The organism is Nitrospira sp. (genome assembly GCA_037045225.1).
In the GTDB taxonomy this organism is placed as follows: Bacteria; Nitrospirota; Nitrospiria; order Nitrospirales; family Nitrospiraceae; genus Nitrospira_A.
The window spans coordinates 3,226,471-3,250,289 of sequence record JBAOHZ010000009.1; the positions used below are offsets into that span (position 1 = coordinate 3,226,471).

The window sequence follows — 23,819 nt, forward strand, 5'->3', positions numbered from 1 at the left end:
CGCTCGTCTAGCCTCCGTTGACACAGCATGTTAGGCCCTGTAGGGTGGGCTATGACGTGTTGAGCCACGCCGACTGTCTCATCTTGCGCGCCTCCTTTCCTCCCTTGCGCGTCTGATTCCCCGGTCTTCGCTGCTTCTACGCCAGAGTTTCCATCTTAGGCCACCAGAGGTCTCGGCATGCGTCCGCGCGTGTCGGCCCTTACAACGGTGTGGCGCTGAGTTTGCCACCCATAAAGGAGAACGCGATGACACAGGAACAGTTTCAACAGTTCTGGCTACAATTGAAAGCTCCCCTTAAGGCCAAGTGGGAGAAGATTACGGAGAGTGATCTCGGCGAAATCCAGGGCAACCTGGTGTCGTTTGGGACAGTGCTTCAGAAGCGTTATGGTGAGGGACATAAGGACGAAGTCAGTCTGTGGGCCGATCGTCGGCATGCGCATTGGAGCGGAAATTACATCGGTTATAAAGATCCAAAGCCAACCGTCTAATTCCGTCTATGTGTTCAGGGGGTTGATGTCTCTCGTGGGGCCACCTCAGGCCTGTCATCGGCAACAGAAAGAGAGCACGTGTCATGCGAAAAATCGTCATCAATAAAAGTTACGATCAGTTCTGTCTGAGCCACAAAGCGTTCCTGCGTCTGCGTGAGTTAGGGCAGCCGGATGCGCTCAAGGAGACTGATCTTGGCGCCTACTGGCCTTCCGCGGCCGGCCCTCAGGAGCCGAGCCTCAATCAATGTGGCCTGCTGATTCCCCGCGACGACAAGCGACTGGTTCAGGTAGTGGAGGAACTGCAAGCTGCGGCTAACGGCCATTGTGCCGAGTTGAAGGTCGTGTCGATTCCGGATGACGTGTCATGGGTCATCGCGAAAGCGAATGGAAGCGAGCACGTGAGCGAACAGCATCGCACTTGGGCGTGAGGCTGTGAAGACGGGAGTGCAGGTGCTCGCCCTGGCGGGCTGAGCCTGCACTCGTGTGCATGGTTATTACCGATCTATGAGCAGGGTGTGTCATCTAGATGAGGCCGCCCTGCTCGCATCATGTCCGCCATCACTCTCCTCACTCCTCACTGCACGATGAGGCTGATGGCTCATCCATTCCGCCTCTTTCTTTCCGATAGCCTCCTCCGACGCACAGTCTCGCTCAGAATGAACGGCAGGCGTACGATCGAATTCGCATGACGGCGTCTTGGCGAAACCGGCGCTTGTATGTCTCGATAAGGTCGTGCACTGCCTGGTCTTTCTCCCGCGTTGCATCGTGTCCCAGTTGGAGTATGTAGGAGGCTTCCCGTCTCAGCGTTCCCGTGGAAGTTGTCCACTGTCCGGAAGCGGTCCAGGATGTGAGCCCTTCAGGAAAGTGGGGAGTGACCGCATCGCGAAGGAAGCTCTCCCATTCTTGGGAGGTGACGACTCCGCCGGGTCTCGCCGTACCGAAGTACAGTGAATCCAGCACCACCGGATGTTCTTGTGGGGGGCAGGTTGTCGGCTGTGTGGAGGTGCAACCGACGATGGCTGCCAGGAGGAGGGGCAACGGCTTTAATCGCATGATCATAGGTTATTGGAGCTCTGAATGCACGTTCGTGGCGAGTAGCGTCGCCCGTGCCGTTACCGTTGTGACTTGGTCGAGTTCTGAGAACTGGAAGTTTTGGGGGAGGTGTCAGTTCCCTTATCGTTGCCCGTCACCTGTTTGAACGTTTTGCTGATCGCCGGCCCGATTTTCGGGATCTCCTCTTCGATATTTTTCGCCGCACTCTTCAGTCCTCGTCTGACGTCGTCGAGGGTCAGATTCTGGTTAGACCCTGCCTTGTCCGTGCCCGAGGATTCCGATGCTGCACTTGAGGGTAGTGCAGCCGAATGGAGGTTGAGGAACAGCGTGAGGACGAACATCATGGCTCTCATCGGAGCCTCGCTTTCTAGATCGTAGTATAAGCCATTCTGGTTCCGCGGCAAGCCCCGCGTGGCCCGCCGATCGGGCAGGTGGGAGAGTGCTCGAACTCGCGGACCTGTTGACCGGTAGGGGCACCATGCGGTAGAGTGTGATCTACTGCAGCATTGTATCGGTCCACCAATGCTGTACCTCCTCAACGTGGACCGCGCGATCGCATCGCGACCAGGTCCAGTTTGGAGCTGACTCCTTCCGGATTCACCCTCCCCTCGGTTCTCTGATCCCGTCTTAATGCGATCCACAACGAAAGGATAGCTGCGTGCAGACGACTGCGTTTACGAGTTTTGACTCCCTTGGTGTGTCTCCTACCCTGTTGCGAAATCTGATCAAGGCTGGTTTTGCTGAACCGACGGCGATCCAGGCCCAAGCCATACCGCATGCGCTGGCCGGCCGGGATGTATTGGGATGCGCGCAGACCGGAACGGGAAAGACCGCGGCCTTTGTCATTCCGATGTTGGAGCGGCTGAGCGGCACGCCCAAAGGGCAGCCTCGCGCGCTGATCTTGGCGCCGACGCGCGAGCTGGCGATACAGATTCAAGCGACGATCGATACCCTGGGGCGCGATCTGCAATTGTTTGCCACCACGGTGGTCGGCGGGGCCGATATGCAGGCTCAGGTCAGGGGATTGCGACAACGCCCCGACATTATCGTGGCGACACCGGGGCGGTTACTCGACCACATGTGGAACGGAACGATCAGTTTGCTCGCGATGTCCATCCTGGTCCTCGATGAGGCTGATCGAATGTTGGATATGGGATTCGCTCAGCAGATCAATCAGATTCTGGATGCCATGCCGGAAGAACGGCAGACATTGCTATTTTCCGCAACAATGCCGAACGATCTCGCCAGATTGGCGCAGGCCAGCGTGAAGGATCCGGTGCGGGTCATGGTCACGAAATCGGCAACGACCGCCGACGGCGTGACTCAAGCCGTGCATCACACCACACATGACCGTAAGAACGGACTGTTGATGTCGTTGCTCCAGTCCGAGTCCGATACCGTGCTGGTGTTTGCCCGAACGAAACATCGTGCTGATCGACTGGGCAATTTGCTCGATTCGGCTGGTCACCGCGTGGCGGTACTTCATGGCGGAAGAACCCTCCCGCAACGCCGCGCGGCGTTGGAAGGGTTCCGACGAGGCACCTATCGGGTGTTGGTGGCAACAGATATTGCCGCGCGCGGCATTGATGTGGCAAATATTGCCCACGTGATTAATTACGATGTGCCGAATTGTCCGGAGGACTATGTGCACCGGATTGGGCGGACCGCCCGGATGAGAACGACCGGCCGCGCCACCACATTTGTGACGGCGGAGGACCAGGAGCAACTGCGGGCTATCGAGCGGTTGCTCGGACAGGCGGTGCCACGGGCTGAAGGGAGTCCTGCCTCAGCGAGTGCTTCTCCACGACCGGATGGCCACACGCCACGGAGCGACCCGGAGCGTCGACGGCGGCGTGGTAGCTCGTCCCAGGTATGGAGTCAGAGCGCCGACGGAGGTTCTCGGGAAGCCAATGGGGGAATCAAGAACGGGAGTGATCTTGGGCCGAACTCTTAATCAATTTGCGCGTATCTAGCAAGGGAGGAATGAAGGTGAGCGATCAGAATCAAGATGCGCCTCGGGCCGCCAGCCAGTGGGTTAGAATTCCGGACGGAACGATGGTGCAGCATCGGTTGGATGGGCAGAAGGGGCATATCGACGGATTGACCGAAATTGTAAACGGCCCCAGCCGCAATCCTGATGGCCGAACACAATATCGGATCAATGTTGGAAAGGGAGATCGAGTGTTGATCGCGGAAGAAGATCTCTTGATTTTGACGGATGCCGAGGGGCTGGTGAGAATGGCCAAAGAGAAGGGCGAATATCGCTCGCTGGTCAGCAAGCAACTCCGTGGTGTATTCGGCGAAGACCGCTTCGTCGTGAAGGTCTCCTAAGGAGACCAGAGTTCAGGACGTAGCCCCCAGAGCCCCTGTCAGTAGAGGGGGTCCTGGGGGCCCCATCGTAATCCCTCCAAGTCCGGATCTTCTTCTCCCATTGTCACGCTGCGTTCCGGTTTTTCGGCCTTGCGCTGGACGCGGCGGGCTTCCTTCTCGCGTTGCTTCACTTGTTTAGCTTTTTCTCGATCGCGTTTTGCGATGGTGGTTTTGCCTGCTCGTGCGATGGCTGCCTCCTTCTATTCGTCTTCCCTGATCGGTGATCGAATAGCCCTGTATTCTTATGATCCGGACGGTCGACGCGCGGCGCGGGGCGTACTGGTACGAGTGTGCGCGCGGGCAGGTCGTGCCTGGGTTTGCTCCGATCGGGCACGGGTTTCCGCCCCGAATCCTGAACTAGCCAAGGCCGTCACTTCACGACGGATCTCATCCATCGGCGTTTCCTGGGATGCCACGGAGGGGTCGACGAGCCCGAGCTGTGTCCAACGAATTCTGAGCTTCGGTACCGTGCGTTTTTTCTTGTTGCTAGGTTTGTTGCCACGCCAGACGGACGTAATTTTCATCGTACACTCCTTTCGGCGAACAACAGGATGGCGATGTCCAGGCCATCAAACTGGGTGCAGTGGGGCACGTATGCTCGGGACCCCCCTGCATTGCCCATTTCCTTGTCCGTTGAAATGGGAGGAAATGGGCCGTAGGAGGAGCGTAAGTTAGGAAAGCGATCGCGCAGTGAAATGACGGAGACGCGAAGCGTAGGATCTCGCTCGTAGCTCGTACGGTTCAGCAATTTATCACGCTTTCTATAGTTTGGTCAAATGAGTCGGGAACCAGAGGCCTGGCCTGCCAGGGGCTGGAGCGCGCGATGGGACTCTTCGCTGCTAACGGTAAACGTCAGGAGGAGATCATTCCACCATCAATCCAGCGATCTCGCTGGGTTAGGGGTGAGTGCTGGGTTCAGGCAAGATGGCGACCGGCCGTCGAAGGCCAAGTTTTCTAAGGCGGCTCCGCAGCGTTTCAGGGTTGAGCCCCAGTAGATGAGCGGCCCCTTGCTCGCCATAGATTCGCCATTTTGTCCTTTCCAGCACCTCGATGATGTGGTGACGCTCCATATCGCCCAAGCTTACCGGCTGATGGCTGGAAGGGCTGTGGGTGGCCTGCGCGACAGGGAGCAACATTTCGTCTACGGTGACTTGGGAGGAGCCGGACAGAATCACGGCGCGTTCGATCACATTTTGAAGCTCACGCACGTTGCCGGGCCAGTTGTAGGTGAGGAGCCGCGCCATCGATTGTGGCTCAAAGGCGAGATGTGTTCGTTTGAGCTTGCTTCCGATTTGCGCCAGGAAATGCTGCGCAAGCAGGGGGATGTCTTCCCGCCGATCCCGTAAGGGCGGCAAGGCGATGGGGAAAATATGAAGACGGTAGAACAGATCCGCGCGAAAGGTTCCCTGGCGAACGGCGGCCTGAAGGTCGGCGTTGGTGGCGGTGACCAGTCGGACGTCTACTGCGACGGGTTGGGTTCCCCCGATGCGATCGACTATGCCGTCCTGCAGAACCCGCAGCAGCTTCGCTTGGGTTTCCATCGGCATTTCACCGATCTCGTCCAAGAACAATGTGCCGGTGTGGGCCAGTTCAAATCGTCCGGCTCGTCGTAGTTGCGCTCCGGTAAATGCGCCCCGCTCATGACCAAACAACTCACTCTCAATGAGTCCCGACGGCAGCGCCGCACAGTTGACGCGAATAAAAGGCTTGTGACTGCGGAGGCTCATATCATGAAGAGCCTGAGCCAGTACTTCTTTCCCGGTTCCGGTTTCTCCAAGGAGGAGCACCGTCGTATCTGTCGGGGCGACCGCCTTCAGAAGATCGACGACCTTCCGGAAGGATGGAGCGGTTCCCACGACCAGGCGGAGATTCCGACTGGCTTTGACCTCCTCTGCGAGGTATTCATTCTCTCGGCGGAGCCGCTCGCTCAGTTGCTTGATCTGCTCGTAGGCCAACACATGGTCGATGGCGTATGCGATTTGCGTGGCGACTTGCTGGAGGAATTTACAATCGTTCTGGTCCAGGTGCCCGGCTTGCACGCTGCCGATGTTCAATGTCCCGAGACAATGATCCCGGACGAGCAAGGGCAGGTTGATCATGCGGCCCAACCCTTCCTGAACATAGTAGCGATCCTCCATAAAAACTTGTTCTTTTTGGAGATCTTCCCTGATATGCAGGCGACGGTTGTCATAGACCCAGCCGACTGCGCTGCCTTCGCGTGGAATCACGCTATCGTGCGCCAGGGCAGGAGTCGCCATGTTGGTGATGACGGCATAAAAGCGAAAGGAGTCGGTCTGTGATTCGTAGAGCGTGATCCCGGCCCTATCCCAAGGGATCACCTTTTGGATTTGGTCGGCAATGACGCGCCAGAGGCTCTCGATGTCCCGTTGCGAGTTGAGGGCGTTGGTCACTTCCAACAGCGTTTCAAAATTCAGTGTGGCGCGTTGCATGGTCGTCTAAAAATTCGTCCAGAGTTGCACAATGCCCCAGTCCTGGTCCGCAGCGGTACCGAGTTGGTGTTTGATGTAGGGGCCCGAGAAGAAGTGCCCGTAGATGGCTGCCAGCGAGACCTTTCCATCTGCAAACATATGGCTCCATGCGATGTCGAGTTCATCGCCGATGTGAGTGGTCTGGTTGTCGGCCCCGGAGAACATCAACGGTCCTTGTGATCCACGGTACCAATTGTCGCGGGCGCTTGCCAAGTACTTACGCAACGCCCAGAGTTCGACATGGTCACGAGTGGTCGGTCGAGCCTGGATATTCATCTGCGCCTGAACGCTGTTGCGCCAGGCGCCGTTGAGCATGTACCCGACGTGCAGGAAATTGGTCGGGAAAAAATTCTCGAATGTGTTGGCATTGCCGCCGCAACTGCGTGCGAGGTTGCCGCCGGGGGTGACACAGTTGCTGTCGCCGTCTCCGGAGGCGTAGTCGAATCCGATGGCGATCCGGGGCTTCCAATGATGGGTGTACCACGTATAGCCGAGCCACGTTCCGGAGGCCCAGGCATTGATCTGCAGATTACGTTGGTTATCGAAACCGAATCCATCGGCACTGCGGCCGAACTGATAGGCGGCTTCATGGGTAAAGTCCCAATTGCCGTGGCGGAACTCCAGGCGGAGGCCGACCATGTGCCGTAACTGAGAGGCCGATTTGGCCAGGTATTGACCGGGATTGGCTCGCTCCGGGAGGCGGTTCGAGTACAGGACATAGTAGGGCTCTACGATCACGCGGGGGATGATGCGGAGCTGATTGTAAAACACCACCATGTCTACGTCGCTGCCCGCATCGGTCGCATGTTGCGAAAGCGCCGGATTGCAGGTGGCCAAGGAATTGATCTCCGGGCTGCACGTCAAGAGGTTTGGCGTAAGGCTTCCACCCGGGCTCGCTTGCCCCAAGTCTGTTTCGGAATTCCGAAACCAGCCCAGCTTCGTATCGAAATCGGCGGTGGCATAACTCAGCATGACGCCGTCGTGCGAATAGCCGGTATTGGCCCAATCGAAATGGCCGAAGAGTCGTTGGTTGCCGAAGACAACATATTGTCGGCCGATCTTGGCGCTCAACCCCTCGATGCCGGCGAGGTTTCTGACCAGCATATATCCGGCGCGAATGCCTAAGCGGCATTGTCCTGCTTGCTGGCTCCCGCAGTTATGAGTGCTTGCGTCCCCTCCCTGACTCCTTCCGGTGGGATCGCCGCTCCCTCCCCATGTCGCGGAGTCCTGTAGCTCGACATAAAAATTGAGGTTGGGGGAAGGATCATAGCCCAGGCCGATGCGTGCCCACTGCTGGATGAAGAAATCGCTGGCATTGCCACCGCCATGGGCTCGAGTGCCGGACCCGAACTGATCGAGGCTGTTGCAGGCGCCGGCGATTGGAGGGCCGCCTCCGAAACAGACCCCGTTGCGCCATTCGGGTCTCACGCGGAGGTCGGCGCGCATCCAGAAATGCTGGAGGTCGAAGGCCGATCCGATGAGCGACGAGAGTGTCTCTGTCGTGTCGATCCTCAGGCGCATGGGTGATGACGACAAGTCTGGGGAGGCAGGTCCATATCCGACGCGGTCGCTCTCCGCCCACACCAGGGATGAGGCAACGATTGCGCTGGTGCTCTCAACCAGCAGGATGCACAGCAGGAGGAAGGTTCTCGTGAGCGTAGATCGTAACATCGAAGATCATAGAGCACCGGAATCCTCCGTGCGCTTGTGCGGGGGCGGCAGGCCGACGGCCTCACGCGGACTGTCGGCTCTGCCGTAGATTCCACAGATCGATGAAGCCAATCTTAGAAGGCCATTGACGCTCGTTCTTCCATGTCCCGCATAAATTCTTCGTGCTTCTGCACTTCGTCGGCCCCCTTTGCTCGGACATGGCGATCGCGAGCATGGTATTCATCCGGGGTGACGCGGTAGCAGAAGTCCCACAACGCGTCGGCGCTGTGCACATCGATTCCTCCCACCCTGGCTTCTAACATGACCATGAGCTGATTCACGCCATCGTAGGTGGCTCGCCGATTTCCCGTGCGGTACAGTTCACGCACTTTTCGCATCTGTTCGATATAGGCTTCAAACGTTCCCGGGATCAGGTTTTTCTCGGCCAGTGTTTGGTAGGTCACGACCTGGCCGAGCAGTTCCTCTGCCCAGGCGGGAGATTTTTGATTGTTGCTCCACGAGACCGGCGCGATGGTGTCCGTGGCTGCCTGGGTGGGAGCGGGTCCGAGTAACGCCCAGGCGCAAGCTAGGACAACGGTGGAATAGGTTGCGATGTGTCGATTCATGTTGTTCTCCTCCATGAGGTGTATCCGGACGCATATCGCCGGGTGAGTGATAGTGTATGGTCAGTTGGGCTGCATGGTTGGTAGGTACAGCAATAGCTGTGCCCTAATGGTTGATGGAGATACGATTCGCAACACGTTGAATTATCGATATAAGATAATTTTCGCACACAGGGCCGTTCTGGTAACCGTTTAGGTTAACGGTGATAGCGTGAAATGAGACGGTGCTGATCGTCTGCCTGAAGGGGCGCGGTGAGCAGGAATTGGGTGAAGATTGATGGCCGGTGATGTGGGTATCAATGAGACGAGTCGATCGGCCCACGGCAGATCGATGTCTAGAGCGGACATGCAGAATATGACAAAGGGTTTCGCAACAGCGGAGGTTTTCGATAGGGTAGGCTAAACGTAACCTCCGGTGAGGCTAGAGGAGAGGAAGCGTACGCGTCGATGTCGGCAAACAGGTTCGAGGCCACGCGGGTGTGAGGTTCTTCATGAAGTGTGACGTCCAAATGGAGGCCTATGGATAAGGTACTGTATCCCTATCTGTTGTTCTGGAGTATCGGCCTCCTGTGTTTTCTCATTGAGTGGCGATTTCCCGCACGTCCGATTCCCTACCGGTCTGTATTCTGGCGGGATCTGATCGCGTTGGGCTTCTACAATGTCTCGTTTCTCGTCGTGCTCCAGGTGACGGATCGGATTCCGATTCCGAATTACATGCCTGCTGCGCTGTACAATCTGCCGACGGTCGTCAAGTTGGTGCTCTTCTACATCGTCGAGGACTTCGGGCTCTATTGGGCGCATCGGCTCATGCATACCAAGCCGGTCTGGCCCATCCACCGATGGCACCATTTTCCGACCTCGCTGTACTGGCTTGCTGGAATCCGTGCCACGATGCCGCATATCGCCCTGTTCAACCTGACGTACATCATTGCGCTTCCCTTGCTGCACGAGGCGTCGGGATGGGCATTTCAGGTGATTATGGTCGAACACATTATTCGGAACAATTGGATGCATCTGAATGTGACTTGGAGATCCTCGTGGCTGGAATGGGTCTTCGTCACTCCGCGGTATCATCAGATTCATCACAGTTCAAACCCCGTCCATCAGATGACAAATCTCGGGGCGTTACTGACAGTTTGGGATCGCCTGTTCGGAACCTACTACAATCCGGATGATGTGAAAGGTGAGTTGTCCTTCGGTCTCGGCGAGCGAGTGTCTACGGCGAGGCTGATAATCGGAGTGTAGGAGGCTGAATATGGGTCTGTGCGCGCAGGCGCCTCTCGCTCGGGACGGGGGCCGCAACCGAGTGGTGTGGAAACGATGAGGTTTCTGAGCCAATCGTGCCGTGAGGGTAAGTTCGATTTCGTCTGGAAAGGAGTTCGTCTGCGTGTTTCTCCCCGGGCCTGAATTATCTATCATCGTCCCCACCTTCAATGAGCGGGATAATATTGTCCGTCTTGTAGACCTGCTTGAACAATGTCTTGGTGGGATGCAGTGGGAGCTGATTGTCGTTGACGATGATTCTCCGGATCGGACGGCCGAGGTTGTCCGTAATCTGGCTTGCGCCGATCATCGGGTGCGCTGTCTTCAGCGAATCGGGCGTCGAGGGTTATCGTCCGCCTGTATTGAGGGCATGCTTTCCAGCTCTGCGCCGTTCGTCGCGGTCATGGACGGGGATCTTCAGCATGACGAGCGAATCCTCCCCGAAATGCTTCGGTGGCTGAAGCAAGATGGCTACGACGTGGTAATCGGAAGCCGATACGTGGCCGGCGGCAGCCTGGGTGACTGGAATCGTCTTCGGGTATTGACCAGCAAATGGGCCACACGCGTCAGTCGTTCCCTGGTGCCGGCAGAGTTGACGGATCCGATGAGCGGGTTTTTTGCGTTGCGCCGCGAGGTGTTCGAACAGCTTGTGCGGCACACGTCCGGTCTTGGGTTCAAACTGCTGCTGGATTTCTTTGCGTCGTCTCCCCGCCCCTTGAGGTTCAAGGAGGTCCCCTATGAATTCCGAACGCGGCAGTTCGGCGAAAGCAAAGTCGATAGCCAGGTCGTGTGGGACTATTTCATGCTGCTCCTGGACAAGTCTATCGGGCGCTTCGTGCCGGTGAGGCTGGTGACTTTTGCGTTGGTCGGCGGTTCGGGCGTGGGTATCCACTTCGCCATGTTGCTGCTCGTCTATCGATGGTTGGCATGGCCGTTTGTCTGGGGACAGGGCATTGCAACATTGGTCGCCATGACGACCAATTTCATTTTGAACAATGTCATCACCTACCGAGACCAGCGGTTACGCGGGTGGCAGTGGGTACGGGGCTGGCTGACGTTTGTACTGGTCTGTAGTCTGGGCGCGGTCGGAAATGTCGGTGTGGCGTCCTATCTCTTCACCCAGAATTTCAACTGGGGGGTATCCGCACTCGTGGGGATTCTCGTCGGAACGGTGTGGAATTATGCGGCCACGTCGTCCATCACCTGGAAAGCAAAATCCCGGTAACGGCTCCGCCGAGCCTCTCGGTTCCTGGCGTGGCCGATTCCCTCCTGGGGGTGCGATAGAACTGAAACATCTCGCCTGATTCTGTGGCGGTAAAGGTCGCCGGGATGGTGCGCGCGAACCGATGTCCTTTTCGAACGACCACGAAATCATAGTCGGTTCCAATCTGGTCCCAGGGGAGCGGGCGCGATTGGGCTATGAACTCTTCCGCGGTCAGCATCTGGCGATAGGCCGTGGTTAACCGGACCGGCTGTTGGCCTGGGGCTGAAAAAAGGTTGGAGACGAACAACGATCGTCGAATGATACCCCAGCAGGTGAGGGCATTCATCGGCATCGGATCGGGCTCGCTGCCTTCCATGGCCGAATTGACATCGGGGCGAACCAGCCCGGAGAACAGACGACTTCCTTCCGGCACGTGATCCAGCGCCTCCAGAAATTGTCGATAGTGCCGATCCGTTTCTCGCCAGTGTTCCGTGATGACTCCCAGCCGGATCACAAACAGCGCGATGAGTGCCAGGGCAACTGGGATAAGCCAGCGGCGCCGTAGGGTAGACCAGTCTGACGCAGCTACCAGCAGGAGTAGAAACACGATCGGCATGCGAATCTCCGCGAGTCCGGTGGTGCCGATCGTCGACGGCATGGCTAATGCGACCGCCGCCGTCACGGCGAGCGGCAGGTACATGGACGGCAGAATGCGGCATTGTCGGAGCGCCAGTCCGGTTCCAACCAATCCGAATAACAGCACGGCAGTGACTCGATCCAAGTTTGTTTGTGGTGTACGAATCGTCCCTTTGAGCGCTTCAAGCCTGGTGTTGAGGGGGGCGAAGGTGATGCTAGGGCGAGGGGGCGCTCCTCTGAGCCAGTTTGGATAGTCGCTTGGAGTTGTGGGTCTGAATGTCGGAGAGAGTGTCAGGAGGAGGAGCGGGAGCGCGAGCGGTGGCACAACTTTCCAGAACAGATGGGCCTCATGCGGGGTCCCTGTTTGACGGTCTCTCCACCAGTGGTTGCCTTCGTAGCTGAGCACGATCATGGCCCATACGCCGAATGCGAACAGATGCGCAAAGAACAGGATGATCGTGATGCAGGAGAACAGTGGGATGACCAGTGCGGCAGGACGGTTGCGCAGGAGCAGCCACAAGGCGATGGCCGGCAACGCCAGGCTGAGGCCGAAGAGGTAGTTCAAAAACCCCCACAGGAAGACGCTGTTATAGAGAAAGAAGTATCCCAATAATGGCCATGGAGACCAGCGGCGGTGCAAGGCGTAGTGCAGTGCGATGGTGCCGCTCATCAAGCCGGCGAATAACCAGCCGATGAAGAGTCTCCCCGCCGATTCAGGCGACAGGATCGACAGCAGTGGAGGAACAATGAGGTCCATGGCGAGATTGGGCAGCAGATCCCAGTGGATCGCATAATATTCCCGCAGGAAGGGATTCTGCCCTCCGTCGGCCAAAATGTGCATACGTGCCATGTGGTTGGGATAGTCTGAGAGGGGAGGGATCTGCACGGAGAGGACCGGGATGAGGGCGAGTATCAGCAGTAGTGCTGCGCTGATGAGGATTGCTATTCGGTTCGGCATGGCAGTGGCGATGGCAATGGAGAGCGTCTCCGATCGATGGGAAGAAGGGAGGATCTCTGTCGCTGAATCCCCGGTTATTTAGATCCTGACTCGCCGATGGTGACAAACTGTTTGCGGAATCCCACGACTTTTGCCAGGTAGTCGCGAGTCTCCTGGTAGGGAAGTCCGCTGCGGAGGCGGTCGTAGAGGGCCGCCGGCTGTAGGGCATTGATCTGTTGCAAGGCGCCGCGCTGATCTTTGGAAAAGGTTTTGAATACGTTGCCGGCGCCGGTGTTGTAGGCGGAGATCACGCAGTATTCACGCGAGACTGGGTCAGTCACATCGTCCAATTGGGTGTACGTCAGCACGTTGAGATAGGCCGTTCCCAATTCGATGTTGTTGTCCGGATCGAAGAGGTAGTCGCGCGAGGGCGCCTTGTCCTCACCTTTGGCCTTTCGGTACGCGTCCCGTCCTCCGCTGGTGGGGACCAATTGCATCAACCCGTACGCCGGTGCAGAACTGACGGCAAAGGGGTTGAAGTTACTTTCGGTGCGGATGATGGCAAACACAAGGCTGGGACTGATTTGGAACCGCTCCGCAAACTGGCCGACGACCGTCCGATATTTCTCCGCTTGTTTGTGCGAGAAATTCGTCACCATAGAGATCGTGACCATGTGGGCGGTTCTCGATCCCCCTTCCTGGTCGATCTTGCGGGTGGTCGTGTTCTTCGCGAGGAGCGTGTCGGCAAACTGTTCCGCGTCCGCGGGTGTGCGCACCGGCTTTCCGGACTGATCCAACACGAGGCCCAGGAGGTACGGTTCTTTGTCGCTGGTCAGGGTGATTTCTTTATCCGTAAACAGATCGACGCTACGTGGGTCGTTGGGGGTGAGGAGGGTGGTCACGACCGCGTTTTTCAGGCTGGCCCGCGGATCCTTCTCGTCCAGCGTCTCGATCAGGATGGTACCTGCATCGAAATCCACAATGGCCCGACTGCGGTAGTTCTGGGTATACTTTACATACTTTTTCTGCTCGGGCAGTTTGACGTCCTTGGTGCCCCACTTCTTCCCGACCTCTCCCGTCAACGCCGCCATGAGCGTTTGAAAGTCTCGCTGGATCGATCGCAGATCCCGCAACAGGGCTTGGGGGTCCCGCCCGTAATTTTCGACGCGTCGTCGGGCGATTTCGGCCGGATCCTTGCCCCCGACGATATCGAGGACGGTGCGTCCCGTGCTGCTGCCGACGGCTCGTTCGGCGGCGCCGAGCATCTTGTCGGTTGTTTCACAGCCTGAAAAGAGAGCAGGAATGGAAAGACTCAGCAGCAGGAGAGGCATTCGTCGACGGGACATGGCGCGAGTATACCGAAGGTTCCCCAGAGAGGAAAATAAAATCTCTCAATGGGGCCGTCAGGGCCTGAGTAGTCGGCAGGTCGTACAGGTATATCCACGTGCTTGACGCTCGGTTTTGGCGGCCGGTACCATGAACGGTCATTGGCAGAGATTATTGGAAGGCAGAACGTATGAACGACAGATGTGTCAGCCTCAGGTATCCCCGTTCTTTGATTTTGACGTCCGTCCGGGGCCTGATGGTGTGCCTACTTGCTGTGATGTTGACGGCGGTCTCCGGCCATGCCACCGCTTCGTGGGCAGGACAGACGCCTACGGAGGCGGTCGAGCGCACGATGAAGGATATGTTGTATATCCTGACGGAGTTGAAGGATGTGAGCCGGTCGACTCAGCGCCAATGGGAAATTGAGCAGGTGGTTCGACGGGCGTTCAACTATGAAGAAATGGCCGAACGTTCCCTGGGGGAGACCGGGGTCAAGTCGAATGCTGCCGCACGACGGCAGTTTGTGCGACTGTTTGTGCAGGTGTTACGCGACGATTTGGCTGACCACCTGCGAGACTATTCTGTCGCCCAAGTAGCCTATCTTGCTGAGCGGGACGATGTCGGCGGGACGTATGTGGTGATCGCTCCGGCTGGAGCGCAGGTCGATACACGGATTGAAGTTCACGTCGTCCAGCGATCCGGGGCCTGGCTTGTCAACGACATCAGCATCGACGGTTCCAGCATTATGGCCAAATATCAGGCCCAGTTTACGCGTATCCTTCGCGAGGGATCCTTTTCCGATCTCATGGAATACCTCAAACAGAAAACCGTCGTTGCCTAGAGGATGGGCATCGCGATTTTTGGGGTGCCGGTTCCCGCCTTACTTGCTATCTACCCGGTTCATATCAGCTGGATGCTCCCTAGCCTTGTTCCCTGAGAGGACCATTCGCGCGGAGTGTGATGAGGCCGTAGTCATACGCTCGGATCAAGAGCTGTTGGCGGCTGCGCACCTCAAGTTTGCCGAAAATACTGGTGAGGTGATGGCGCACGGTCGTGCTGCAAATGCTGAGACGACAGGCGATGTCTTTGTTGGATAGGCCCTTTCCAATCAATCTGATGATGTCCTTCTCCCGTTTAGTGAGGTTCTCGGACCAATTCGACAGAACGGGGATCCGTTGGTAACTGTCGGTGGCTGAATCGGTGTTCTGCAACGGGCTTGGCTCGCAAGGATGACAGCGCGCTACCTTCGCCGGAAGCCGACCGAGGTACTCGATGGTGGCAAGCAGGACGGCCCAGGGTTGGATGGTCAGTACCATACCGTCCAGTCCCGATGACAAGGCGTCCGCCCCGCAGTGGCTATCTTCAATTCCATGCAGCGCGATGATTCGTATGGTCGGGAGAGAAGCCTTCACCTCTTGAACCAGCCGGATGATGTTCATGCCAGGCTCCGGCTCAATGATGAGCAACTGCGGTTTCTCTTGCGCGATGATTCTCATCGTCTGTAGCGTGTGTGTCGCTTCTCCGATCAGCCGGAGGTGCTGGTGCGGTGCGATGAGGGTTCGTAGGCCCAGCCGCAGGAGCTGATTCCGGCTGGCAATTGCGATGGTAATAAGTGGCGCGGCTGATTCTGGTTCGTGAATCAATCAGACCTCGGATTCGCAGACTTAGCTCGATGAGACGCCGGAGTGGTTCACCGTCTGCCGCCGGCAATACTCGTAACAGCTGGACAGCATGAAGTCGCCTGAAAGGCGAATCGTGCCACAGACTTGTCCCATAAGGAGTGCCCATTCGGCGACATGGGTGGCCAGCCGAGCCGGCTCCAGGCCTTGAGTTCTGAATAGATTCAGCGCAACCGTCGACAACACGATTTTGAGATAGGAGAGGGACGGACCATAGCTGAAGACGTATTCATGTTGCCCGGTGAACAACAACTGCATCCCGTCTCTGGCCCGCAATCCACGATGTCCGCAGTGTCCACAGTGGAGGCATTCCAGGCCGGTGCGTGCGTCATAGCCGGCGCGATAATCAGGTTCCATCAGTTGACCGCAATTGGCGATTGGGCAGAGCATCGTTCTGTTCTCCGTACAGAATCTGCTGTGTGCGGTCTTCTCATCGTTCTAAGCGTTACGCATGGGACGAGGTCGGGAGACGGCCGACTCCGTCCTGGCGCGCGCGCGTTGGTTCTGCGAGCGTCAATCGTTCGGCCTCCAGCCAGTCTTGACGGTCATACCCGTCCTGCCCCCCTCGTTGCTGGTAGAGCTCATAGGCCAGCGTTTGGATGCGTGTCCTGATTTCCTCGGTCGTCCTATCGCTGTCGACCTGCTGTGGCGACTGCTCAGGACCCGACCGCGCTTGTGCCGCCGTCTCCCGTCTCATCGGGGGCCGACTCGTTACCCGGTCGCTGTCTTCGATGGCCCGCATCCGTCGCTGTGTCATTTCGAATCCTCCCTGGTGAAGTCGAGTGAGTGCGTCGTGTTCCGATACGTGCGTGTCACGTCAGAGATGCGTATATGCATGGAATACCGAGCTGTGCGCGCAGCAGCTCCTCGACACGATGGTGCGCGAGCGGAGTCGGGAGACTTTGGCGAGCGTCTTGTGGTGGGGAGAGCGCAACCGCTGCGTCTCCCACCGGTTCGACGACCGTCAGTACCGGTGTCTGTGGCCAGAGATCGTTGAGTGCCCGAAGGCTGTCGAGTTCAGCGATGCGCTCTTGCTCATCGCCAGAGTCAACGCTCAACAGGATGGCCTCCGGCTGTATCTCCCTGAGCTCCGTGAGCATGGAGTGAAGGTCTCGAACGAGGACTGCGTGGTACCCGTTGGTAGCTAGGCAATCGGCCAGTTTGAGGCCGAACTGGAATTCAGAATCGACGATCATGACACGGGATCTTCCGGTCTGCTTGGTGTTGTGGATGGTAGCGCTCATGTGTCGACCTCCTTTTCATCTCCCGTACGAACCGTTGGTACTCCGTCGATTCTCCGCTGCACGCCTGCCGGGATCGAATGGGTGCCAGGTTTGTGTGTGGACAGACGCGAGGGAGACCAGGTATTGGCAACGAGCGCGAGGGTGAAGGGTGATCGTTCCTTCCCGCGACAGGACATCCACCGCCATAAACACCTGGTTCCAGCTACAGGTGGGGAGCCGATAGGCCAGCGTATCCAGTGTGCAGGGGCCCTGTTGTTCCAGCTCTTGGATCATGAGGGCCGCTGTCTCATAGAGCCTGGTCATGTCATCCCCTCTGCCCGGTCAGCGTCTGAGTTGTAGGGAGAGATCAGCTTCACCATGCCGCCTGAGTCTCTCGTGCGATCAATGGTGCGTTTTGCCTTTAAAAGCAGCACGCCGCGACGTGGTTATCTCTACCGGAAGAAGGTTCCGGGAAGCATAGCCCTTTACGCAATTTACGCGTCGCCGTTTTGTTGGCGGCGTGTGTCGACGTTTATGTGACGCAGGGAGTGTGTGGCGCGGGCACGGAGAGGCAATTACGAGAGGATGAAGGCCTTCACTTGACGAGCCGGTTTACGAGACGATGTGCGATCGCGTAATGCGTCAATTCGGTGTTGTTCTTCAGTTGCATTTTTTCGAGAATGCGTGCCCGGTAGGTATTGATAGTGCTGATGCCGACGCACAAATCATCCGCGATGTCTTTCAAGTGCTTTCCCACCGCGATTAAACACATGACCTGGTACTCGCGATCAGACAATTGCTCGTGCAGAGGTTTCTCCCAATCACTCTCCAGATTTTGCGCGAGGAGTTCCGCCACTGCCGTGCTCACGAATTTGCCGCCGCCCAGGATCTTTCGAAGCGCTTGCACGAGTTCGTTCGGCGCACTGTCTTTCGACAGGTAGCCGGCCGCGCCCGCTTTCAGCATCCGTAGCGCCAGTTGGTCTTCCGGATAGCCGCTCAGGACGAGGACCGGGAGTTTCGGCCGGGCCAGCTTGAGCTCCTTGAGCGCGTCGAGTCCACTCTTTCCGGGCATGCCGACATCGAGAATCACAATATCCCAACTGTGCTTCCCCACCTGCGCGATCATCTCTTCCGCGTTGTCCGCTTCGCCGAGGATCGCTCCATGGAACTGTTCGCTGAGAATTTGTTTGACACCCTGTCGGACGACGGCGTGATCGTCCACGACGAGAATTCTTGTCACGGCACATTTCTCCTTCCGATAGTTCGACTGAGCGGGGAGGCGCGCAGTACTCTGTGTCGCTCCTCGGCGACGGACCGACTACGGCTGATCAAGAGGAATCCGGACTCTTACCGTCGTGCCTCTGCCGGGACTCCATGAAAAGAGGGTTTCACCTCCCAGCAGCAAGGCTCGCTCCCGCATTCCTACTAAGCCCAGGGAACGTGGGTCGGACAATTCAGCATCGGTGACACCACGTCCGTTGTCACGCACCTCCAGGACAAGGCTGCCGGCCTGCTCTTGAAGGGTGATATGGACGACGGACGCTTGAGCATGGCGAGCCACATTGGTGAGGATCTCCTGGAAAATCCTGAACATGGCCGTCGAGCCGGCATGAGACAACGTGACCGCGCGAAGGCAGACGTCGAGTGTGCATTGGATCCCGGTGCGTGTTTGAAATTCATGGGCCTGCCATTCGATGGCAGGAATGAGGCCGAGTTGGTCGAGGACCACAGGGCGTAATTCTGTGGCGATGCGTCGGACCGACTGGATCGTGCCGTCGACCAGCGTGGAAATCGACTCCAGTCTTGGTAGCATCGCAGGAGAGACGTCGGAGATCTGGTCGCGTAACAGGCAGAGTTCGAGTTTCACGCCGGTCAACGCTTGCCCCAATTCGTCATGGATCTCACGGGCAATGAAAATACGTTCCTCCTCCCGTACCGATTCCAGCCGGGCGCTCAGCTTTCTGAGTTGATCGTGCGAGAAGGTCAGTTGTTGCTCGGCCCGTTTGCGTGCGGTGATGTCAAGAAACACCACCACGGCCCCTGTGATACGGTTCTGCTCCAGGACAGGGAAGGAGGAGTATTCGATCTGAAAGGCCGTCCCGTCCTTGCGCCAGTAGACTTCATCATCGACCTTCTGGCCTTTCCCGTATTCGAGCGTCTCCTCGATGCGACAGTCCGAATGGGGATATGCCCTGCCATCCTGGAACGAGTGATGGATGCGCTCATGCATATCTTGGCCGAGGAGCTCGTCCGGGAGATATCCCAGCATGCGCGCCGCGGCTGAATTGATGAATGTGCAGCGACCTTGTCGGTCGATGCCATAAATCCCTTCCCCGGTGGATTCCAGCAACAGCAACCAATCCTTGGCGAGCCGTTGTCGGGCTTCTTCGGCTCGCTGTCGGTCCGTAATATCGGTTGCGATGCCGCACAAAGCGTAGCAGTGATTCTGGACATTGCGCAGGGGAAACTTGACGACGATGCTGGTGTGGAGGCCGTCGTCATGGAGCGCCGATTCTTCGAATCGCATGGGTTCTCCGGTCTCGAAGACCTTGCGGTCGTTGCCGCGAAATGCGGCGGCTTGTTCAGGAGGGAAGATTTCCTCGTCGGTTTTGCCGACGAGATTCTCTGGGGACAGATGGGAAATGGTTTCAAATTGTCGGTTTGCCTGGAGATAGCGTCCGGCGAGGTCTTTGATGAAAATCAGGGCTGGGCTATGGTCCATAATCGCTCTGAACCGTTCTTCGCTGTCCCGTAGGGCCTCCTCGGTCTGCTTGGCTGCCGTGATGTCGCGAAATACGGCGACGCCTCCGGTCAGGTGTCCGGTTTCATTCAACAAGGGTCGGGTACTGACACTGAGCCAGACCACTTCGTGACGATCCGGCCGACGGAGAGCGAGCAAGGCGTCGGTGACGGATTCTCCGCGGATCGCCCTTGCCAGCGGCAAATCTTCCGCTGGATAGGGAGTGATCTTGTCCGGGAGGAAGAGCGCGTAATGTTCGGACCATTTGCCAATGCCCACATCAGTTGGGCCGCTTCCCAGGATCCGTTCGGCGGCTTTGTTCCATACTTGGAACTCCCCCTTGTGGTCGGCCATCACCACGCCTTCAGCCATATTGTCCAGCACGGATTGAAGGAAATTCGTGTTTGCCCGGAATTGTTCCACCAACCGCTTGCGTTCGACGGCGTATGTCAGGGCGCGGGTCAGGAGTGCTGCCGTGACTTGTCCTTTTACGAGATAGTCCTGGGCTCCCGCCTGGATGAGCTGCAGTCCCAATTCTTCATCTTCTAAGCCGGTCATCAGCACGATCGGAATTCCCTGCGCTGCCGCGTGCATCTTGACGAGCGTCTCCGCCCCTTGGCTGTCCGGCAACCAGAGATCCAGAAGAATGATGTCGAACGTGGCCTGAGTCAGGCATCGGATGCCGGCATCGAGTTGCTCGACATGCCTGAGGGTAAACCGGTCGGGACCGGTGTCCGCCAAGAGCTCTCGCAGCAGACGAGCATCTCGGACATTGTCTTCCACCAACAAGATATGTGTGGGACTGGTGCTCACCTGGTTCCGTTTTGTGGTGGGACCGGCAGCACGACGATCCCGAGCCAGAAATCTTCGATGGATCGCACCACTCGAATGAACTGATCGAGATCGACCGGCTTCGTGATATAGCAGTTGGCGTGAAGGTTGTAGCTCTTCAGGACATCCTGTTCGTCGTCCGAGGTCGTCAGCACGACTACCGGAATGCGTTTGAGCGGCTCCTCGGCTTTGATTTGAGCTAACACCTCTCGACCGTCTTTTCGAGGCAGATTCAAGTCGAGCAGGATGAGGTGGGGGCGCGTCGCGTTGGCGTAGGATCCCTGCCGGCGCAGATAGGTCAAGGCTTCCTCACCGTCTTTCAGCACGGTCAGATGGTTCACGACCTTGGCTTCCTTCAACGCTTCCATGGTCAGGCGAACATCGCCGGGGTTATCCTCAACCAGTAGAATCTCGATGGGCTTGACCAACTCAGGTGTCATACCACTCCTGCTCCTTCCTTCCCGTTAGCGATTGAGCCTCTGCGTCGATGGGGCGGGGGCTTCATCGCGCAGGGTGAAATAAAACGTCGCTCCCTTGCCGCGGTCGGATTCTACCCACATACGTCCGCCATGCCGTTCGACGATCTTCTTGCAAATAGCCAGACCGATGCCGGTCCCCGGGTACTCTTCTCTCGTGTGGAGACGCTGAAAAATGACAAAAATCCGATCCGCATATTCTGGATCGATGCCGATGCCGTTATCGCGAACGGCAAACAACCATTCGCCGTCGGCTTGCTTCGCGGAGATGTGTATGTGCAGCGGTTGTGGGCCTCTGAATTTGACGGCATTGCTCAGCAGATTTTGGAACAGTTGCGCCAATTGTTTTTCATCACCCATCACCGCCGGCAACGAGTCGTGGGTGATGACGGCGTGGCTCTCCGCGACAGCGTTCGTGAGGTTGGCCAGCGCAGCTTTGAGGACTGTCTCCATGGCGGTCGGTTCGAATTGTCGGCCTCCCGTTTTGACTCGCGAATAGGCCAAGAGGTCTTGAATGAGCCGTTGCATGCGATTGGCGCCGTCCACGGCAAAGGCGATAAATTCATCTGCATCCGCATCGAGTTTTCCCTTGTAACGCTTTGCGATGAGTTGCGTATAGCTGCTCACCATGCGGAGGGGTTCCTGCAAGTCGTGCGACGCCACATAGGCGAACTGTTGGAGGTCGGCATTAGAACGGCCGAGTTCCGCTACGGACTCCTCTAACTTGTGTCGCGCCTCGACCAGGTCATTTCTCTCGCGTCCCAGTTCCCACGAGACCCAGATGCCGTAGCCGGTGAGGGGGAGGATGACCAGTAATCCGATTCCTCCCACCATCCATATCAGTCGATCGACCGGGGCGTAGACCTGGTCGCGGTCCAAGCGAAACAAGACCAGCCAGTCGAATCCGTGAAAGTTACGATACCCTCGGGTCCATGCATAGCCGGTGACGACGGCGTTTCCTCGACGACGATGGGTTTCTTGTATGAAACCGGGGTGGTCCCGATCGGCGACGGCTTGGGCTTGCGAAGGCAACTCTACCTTCACCGGACTGCTGTTCAGATTCGAGGGTCGCTCTTTTTCGCTGAGGATCGTCCCCTCTCGGTCGAGCAGCAGCCAGTCGTAGGCCAACGTTCCGTATCGCAGCCTGCCTTCCTGCTCGAAAATCGGCTGAAGATTCTCAAAGGGCACTCGTGTGGCCACCACCCCACGAAACTCCCCTTTGGGGCCATAGATCGGCGCCGTGAACCCGATGGCCATCGTTCTCTGCGAGGTGGAGGAGGGGCGCATGTCTTCAAAGTGAATCTGCCCTGTCCTTCGCACCAACTCAAACGACTCGGGGTTCAAGCCTTGCGTGCCCTGCGCGGGCAACGTGTCGGTGGCGGCCAGGAGTTGCCCGCGCTCATCCGCGACTCCCAGCCAGGAGTAATATTGATAGAGTTGTTTATAGTCCAGGAGCCGGGCGGTCTGTTGAGGTTGGGTGCCGTCCCGCAGGATGCCGTCCTTCGCAAATAGTTGGATATCGCCGTACCGTTCGAACATGACGCGGTCGAGGGTATCTGCGACCGTGGCGGCATTCATGGCCAATTCTCTGCCCCGTTCCGAGACCAGCACCCCCCGCAGGAACGACAACGCATAGAGCCCCAGTGCCGTCGCAATGACAAAACAGAGGAGTAGGACCAACGGGAGGCCCCCTTGGGTCGATCTGCTGCTGTCTGATACGGCGCCAGCTTTGGTGGGGGCGTTGTTCAGCCCGGTGTCCATCATAATCTTGTGTCAGGGGTATAAAGGGTAAGACCTTAGTATCATACACCGTATTATGGATACAGTTCCATCCGGCAGATAAGGGCGTCTCATCCGATGACTGTCCGACTGCGATCATGTACCGGTGTACTCACTTGATTGACTCCCACCCTGTCTCCCAAGTAGGGTTTCTTCACTTTCTGGTGCGGAGCCTGACCGCTATGTTGTCGATTTCAACGCATGTGACCATCCCGGACGAGGAACTCGAATTGACTGCTGTACGGGCGCAAGGCGCCGGTGGGCAGCATGTCAACAAGGTGTCCTCCGCGATCCATCTTCGATTCAATATTCTCGCGTCCTCCCTTCCGCCGTTCTACAAAGAGCGGTTGCTGGCCTTGCGGGACCATAGGATTTCGCGTGACGGCACAATTGTGATTAAGGCGCAGGACTCACGGAGCCAGGAGCGCAATCGTGTGTTGGCGTTAGAGCGTTTGCAGGAGTTAATTCGGTCAGTGGCGGTGGTGCGTCCGCCGCGTCGTCCGACGAAACCGACCAAGGGATCGACCAAGAGAAGATTGGACAGCAAGACGAAACGGGCCCGTCTGAAATCGTTGCGGGGACGGCCGGATGAGCAGTAGCCTGATGTGACACAAGACAAAAAAAGAGGGGCGCTTCAATTGAAGCGCCCCTCCAGAGACGAGACGAATCTCGTCACTTCTTAGAAGCGGCTGCGTCCGCCGCGGTTTTCACCGCCGCCGAACCGTCCACCCCCGCCGCCGCCGCCACCGGAGCGAGCTTCTTGCGGCTTCGCTTCATTGACGGTGAGCTGCCGGCCATCCATGTCCGAGCCGTTCAATGCCGTGATGGCTGCCTTCGCTTCTTCTGCCGTGGACATTTCCACGAAGCCGAAGCCGCGTGATTGCCCGGTGAACTTGTCCGTGATCACGCGCGCCGATTCAACGGTGCCGTGAGCAGAAAACAAGTTGCTCAGTTGCGATTCAGTGGCAGCATACGGCAGTCCGCCGACATACAATTTAGTACCCATAGGGGTCTCTCCTTTTGAATAGTGACATTGTCGGCGACACGAGAAC

The 23,819-nt window shown here is 57.6% G+C and carries 25 protein-coding genes; 8 read left to right on the forward strand and 17 right to left on the reverse strand.

The features are described from left to right. Nucleotides 1–245: 245 nt before the first annotated feature. Both V9G17_16095 and V9G17_16100 read left to right on the forward strand, forming a co-directional pair. A complete protein-coding gene (locus V9G17_16095) occupies nt 246–488 on the forward strand; it encodes a hypothetical protein (GenBank protein MEI2754115.1) in 243 nt (80 codons plus the stop codon). 83 nt (nt 489–571) lie between these two features. Then, nucleotides 572–916 (forward strand): hypothetical protein, encoded by a 345-nt coding sequence (locus V9G17_16100; protein ID MEI2754116.1) that lies wholly within the window; start codon nt 572–574, stop codon nt 914–916. 684 nt (nt 917–1,600) lie between these two features. Here V9G17_16100 and V9G17_16105 read toward each other — a convergent pair. Next, nucleotides 1,601–1,885: a hypothetical protein gene (locus tag V9G17_16105; protein ID MEI2754117.1), complete on the reverse strand. Its 285-nt coding sequence runs from the start codon at nt 1,883–1,885 to the stop codon at nt 1,601–1,603. Between the two features lie 314 nt (nt 1,886–2,199). Between V9G17_16105 and V9G17_16110 the strand changes: the two genes are divergently transcribed. Beyond that, on the forward strand, nt 2,200–3,495 hold the full coding sequence (locus V9G17_16110) for a DEAD/DEAH box helicase (protein ID MEI2754118.1): 1,296 nt from the start codon (nt 2,200–2,202) through the stop codon (nt 3,493–3,495). 29 nt (nt 3,496–3,524) lie between these two features. Beyond that, a complete protein-coding gene (locus V9G17_16115) occupies nt 3,525–3,872 on the forward strand; it encodes a hypothetical protein (GenBank protein ID MEI2754119.1) in 348 nt (115 codons plus the stop codon). Between the two features lie 281 nt (nt 3,873–4,153). Here the strand turns inward: V9G17_16115 and V9G17_16120 are convergent, their stop codons facing one another. The 4 genes from V9G17_16120 to V9G17_16135 form a co-directional block, all read right to left on the reverse strand. Beyond that, nucleotides 4,154–4,435 carry a hypothetical protein gene (locus V9G17_16120; GenBank protein ID MEI2754120.1) on the reverse strand — a complete coding sequence of 94 codons (282 nt, stop codon included), beginning with the start codon at nt 4,433–4,435 and terminating at the stop codon, nt 4,154–4,156. Nucleotides 4,436–4,807: 372 nt separating this feature from the next. After that, nucleotides 4,808–6,361 (reverse strand): sigma 54-interacting transcriptional regulator, encoded by a 1,554-nt coding sequence (locus V9G17_16125; protein MEI2754121.1) that lies wholly within the window; start codon nt 6,359–6,361, stop codon nt 4,808–4,810. Nucleotides 6,362–6,367: 6 nt separating this feature from the next. Then, nucleotides 6,368–8,071 (reverse strand): alginate export family protein, encoded by a 1,704-nt coding sequence (locus V9G17_16130; GenBank protein ID MEI2754122.1) that lies wholly within the window; start codon nt 8,069–8,071, stop codon nt 6,368–6,370. A 113-nt stretch (nt 8,072–8,184) separates the two neighbouring features. Then, nucleotides 8,185–8,676: a hypothetical protein gene (locus tag V9G17_16135; GenBank protein ID MEI2754123.1), complete on the reverse strand. Its 492-nt coding sequence runs from the start codon at nt 8,674–8,676 to the stop codon at nt 8,185–8,187. A 516-nt stretch (nt 8,677–9,192) separates the two neighbouring features. On the opposite strand from V9G17_16135, the gene V9G17_16140 reads away from it, so the two are divergent. Together V9G17_16140 and V9G17_16145 are read left to right on the forward strand one after the other, a co-directional pair. Beyond that, nucleotides 9,193–9,918 carry a sterol desaturase family protein gene (locus V9G17_16140; GenBank protein ID MEI2754124.1) on the forward strand — a complete coding sequence of 242 codons (726 nt, stop codon included), beginning with the start codon at nt 9,193–9,195 and terminating at the stop codon, nt 9,916–9,918. 142 nt (nt 9,919–10,060) lie between these two features. Continuing rightward, nucleotides 10,061–11,161, forward strand: a complete 1,101-nt coding sequence (locus V9G17_16145; protein MEI2754125.1) for a glycosyltransferase family 2 protein — start codon at nt 10,061–10,063, stop codon at nt 11,159–11,161. Here the strand turns inward: V9G17_16145 and V9G17_16150 are convergent. Both V9G17_16150 and V9G17_16155 read right to left on the reverse strand, forming a co-directional pair. Beyond that, nucleotides 11,136–12,734: a hypothetical protein gene (locus V9G17_16150; protein MEI2754126.1), complete on the reverse strand. Its 1,599-nt coding sequence runs from the start codon at nt 12,732–12,734 to the stop codon at nt 11,136–11,138. The genes V9G17_16145 and V9G17_16150 overlap by 26 nt on opposite strands. Nucleotides 12,735–12,808: 74 nt before the next feature. Next, complete coding sequence (locus V9G17_16155; protein MEI2754127.1) at nt 12,809–14,059, reverse strand: murein transglycosylase domain-containing protein; 1,251 nt, start codon at nt 14,057–14,059, stop codon at nt 12,809–12,811. A gap of 236 nt (nt 14,060–14,295) precedes the next feature. Between V9G17_16155 and V9G17_16160 the strand changes: the two genes are divergently transcribed. Beyond that, the gene (locus V9G17_16160; protein MEI2754128.1) at nt 14,296–14,880 is read left to right on the forward strand and encodes an ABC transporter substrate-binding protein; all 585 of its coding nucleotides are present in this window, start codon (nt 14,296–14,298) and stop codon (nt 14,878–14,880) included. A 79-nt stretch (nt 14,881–14,959) separates the two neighbouring features. Here V9G17_16160 and V9G17_16165 read toward each other — a convergent pair whose 3' ends face one another. The 9 genes from V9G17_16165 to V9G17_16205 all read right to left on the reverse strand — a co-directional run bounded on the left by V9G17_16165 (nt 14,960) and on the right by V9G17_16205 (nt 22,752). Further along, on the reverse strand, nt 14,960–15,682 hold the full coding sequence (locus tag V9G17_16165; GenBank protein MEI2754129.1) for a response regulator transcription factor: 723 nt from the start codon (nt 15,680–15,682) through the stop codon (nt 14,960–14,962). Nucleotides 15,683–15,703: 21 nt separating this feature from the next. After that, on the reverse strand, nt 15,704–16,108 hold the full coding sequence (locus tag V9G17_16170) for a hypothetical protein (GenBank protein ID MEI2754130.1): 405 nt from the start codon (nt 16,106–16,108) through the stop codon (nt 15,704–15,706). Between the two features lie 55 nt (nt 16,109–16,163). Continuing rightward, nucleotides 16,164–16,475, reverse strand: coding sequence for a DUF2934 domain-containing protein (locus tag V9G17_16175; GenBank protein MEI2754131.1), 312 nt, complete (start codon nt 16,473–16,475; stop codon nt 16,164–16,166). A gap of 55 nt (nt 16,476–16,530) precedes the next feature. Then, a complete protein-coding gene (locus tag V9G17_16180) occupies nt 16,531–16,962 on the reverse strand; it encodes a hypothetical protein (GenBank protein MEI2754132.1) in 432 nt (143 codons plus the stop codon). A 15-nt stretch (nt 16,963–16,977) separates the two neighbouring features. Further along, nucleotides 16,978–17,265, reverse strand: coding sequence for a hypothetical protein (locus V9G17_16185; protein MEI2754133.1), 288 nt, complete (start codon nt 17,263–17,265; stop codon nt 16,978–16,980). Between the two features lie 271 nt (nt 17,266–17,536). Beyond that, a complete protein-coding gene (locus tag V9G17_16190; GenBank protein ID MEI2754134.1) occupies nt 17,537–18,181 on the reverse strand; it encodes a response regulator transcription factor in 645 nt (214 codons plus the stop codon). 78 nt (nt 18,182–18,259) lie between these two features. Next, nucleotides 18,260–20,494 carry a PAS domain S-box protein gene (locus V9G17_16195; GenBank protein ID MEI2754135.1) on the reverse strand — a complete coding sequence of 745 codons (2,235 nt, stop codon included), beginning with the start codon at nt 20,492–20,494 and terminating at the stop codon, nt 18,260–18,262. Then, on the reverse strand, nt 20,491–20,952 hold the full coding sequence (locus V9G17_16200) for a response regulator (GenBank protein ID MEI2754136.1): 462 nt from the start codon (nt 20,950–20,952) through the stop codon (nt 20,491–20,493). The genes V9G17_16195 and V9G17_16200 overlap by 4 nt, the downstream gene beginning before the upstream one ends. A gap of 24 nt (nt 20,953–20,976) precedes the next feature. Beyond that, the gene (locus V9G17_16205) at nt 20,977–22,752 is read right to left on the reverse strand and encodes an ATP-binding protein (GenBank protein ID MEI2754137.1); all 1,776 of its coding nucleotides are present in this window, start codon (nt 22,750–22,752) and stop codon (nt 20,977–20,979) included. Between the two features lie 113 nt (nt 22,753–22,865). On the opposite strand from V9G17_16205, the gene arfB reads away from it, so the two are divergent. Continuing rightward, complete coding sequence (gene arfB, locus V9G17_16210; GenBank protein ID MEI2754138.1) at nt 22,866–23,366, forward strand: alternative ribosome rescue aminoacyl-tRNA hydrolase ArfB; 501 nt, start codon at nt 22,866–22,868, stop codon at nt 23,364–23,366. 80 nt (nt 23,367–23,446) lie between these two features. On the opposite strand, the gene V9G17_16215 is transcribed toward arfB, so the two are convergent. Next, the gene (locus tag V9G17_16215; protein ID MEI2754139.1) at nt 23,447–23,773 is read right to left on the reverse strand and encodes an RNA-binding protein; all 327 of its coding nucleotides are present in this window, start codon (nt 23,771–23,773) and stop codon (nt 23,447–23,449) included. Nucleotides 23,774–23,819 lie beyond the last annotated feature (46 nt).

Excerpts from the sequence above, each read along its gene's own strand:
- V9G17_16160 (MEI2754128.1), top strand. The coding sequence starts at position 14,296 with ATGGTGTGCCTACTTGCTGTGATGTTGACGGCGGTCTCCGGCCATGCC.
- V9G17_16180 (MEI2754132.1), bottom strand. The coding sequence starts at position 16,962 with ATGAGCGCTACCATCCACAACACCAAGCAGACCGGAAGATCCCGTGTC.
- V9G17_16105 (MEI2754117.1), bottom strand. The coding sequence starts at position 1,885 with ATGATGTTCGTCCTCACGCTGTTCCTCAACCTCCATTCGGCTGCACTA.
- V9G17_16095 (MEI2754115.1), top strand. The coding sequence starts at position 246 with ATGACACAGGAACAGTTTCAACAGTTCTGGCTACAATTGAAAGCTCCC.
- V9G17_16185 (MEI2754133.1), bottom strand. The coding sequence starts at position 17,265 with ATGACCAGGCTCTATGAGACAGCGGCCCTCATGATCCAAGAGCTGGAA.
- V9G17_16175 (MEI2754131.1), bottom strand. The coding sequence starts at position 16,475 with ATGACACAGCGACGGATGCGGGCCATCGAAGACAGCGACCGGGTAACG.
- V9G17_16120 (MEI2754120.1), bottom strand. The coding sequence starts at position 4,435 with ATGAAAATTACGTCCGTCTGGCGTGGCAACAAACCTAGCAACAAGAAA.
- V9G17_16150 (MEI2754126.1), bottom strand. The coding sequence starts at position 12,734 with ATGCCGAACCGAATAGCAATCCTCATCAGCGCAGCACTACTGCTGATA.
- V9G17_16100 (MEI2754116.1), top strand. The coding sequence starts at position 572 with ATGCGAAAAATCGTCATCAATAAAAGTTACGATCAGTTCTGTCTGAGC.
- V9G17_16140 (MEI2754124.1), top strand. The coding sequence starts at position 9,193 with ATGGATAAGGTACTGTATCCCTATCTGTTGTTCTGGAGTATCGGCCTC.
- V9G17_16125 (MEI2754121.1), bottom strand. The coding sequence starts at position 6,361 with ATGCAACGCGCCACACTGAATTTTGAAACGCTGTTGGAAGTGACCAAC.
- V9G17_16130 (MEI2754122.1), bottom strand. The coding sequence starts at position 8,071 with ATGTTACGATCTACGCTCACGAGAACCTTCCTCCTGCTGTGCATCCTG.
- V9G17_16115 (MEI2754119.1), top strand. The coding sequence starts at position 3,525 with ATGAAGGTGAGCGATCAGAATCAAGATGCGCCTCGGGCCGCCAGCCAG.
- V9G17_16205 (MEI2754137.1), bottom strand. The coding sequence starts at position 22,752 with ATGATGGACACCGGGCTGAACAACGCCCCCACCAAAGCTGGCGCCGTA.
- V9G17_16215 (MEI2754139.1), bottom strand. The coding sequence starts at position 23,773 with ATGGGTACTAAATTGTATGTCGGCGGACTGCCGTATGCTGCCACTGAA.
- V9G17_16135 (MEI2754123.1), bottom strand. The coding sequence starts at position 8,676 with ATGAATCGACACATCGCAACCTATTCCACCGTTGTCCTAGCTTGCGCC.
- V9G17_16170 (MEI2754130.1), bottom strand. The coding sequence starts at position 16,108 with ATGCTCTGCCCAATCGCCAATTGCGGTCAACTGATGGAACCTGATTAT.
- V9G17_16155 (MEI2754127.1), bottom strand. The coding sequence starts at position 14,059 with ATGTCCCGTCGACGAATGCCTCTCCTGCTGCTGAGTCTTTCCATTCCT.
- arfB (MEI2754138.1), top strand. The coding sequence starts at position 22,866 with ATGTACCGGTGTACTCACTTGATTGACTCCCACCCTGTCTCCCAAGTA.
- V9G17_16200 (MEI2754136.1), bottom strand. The coding sequence starts at position 20,952 with ATGACACCTGAGTTGGTCAAGCCCATCGAGATTCTACTGGTTGAGGAT.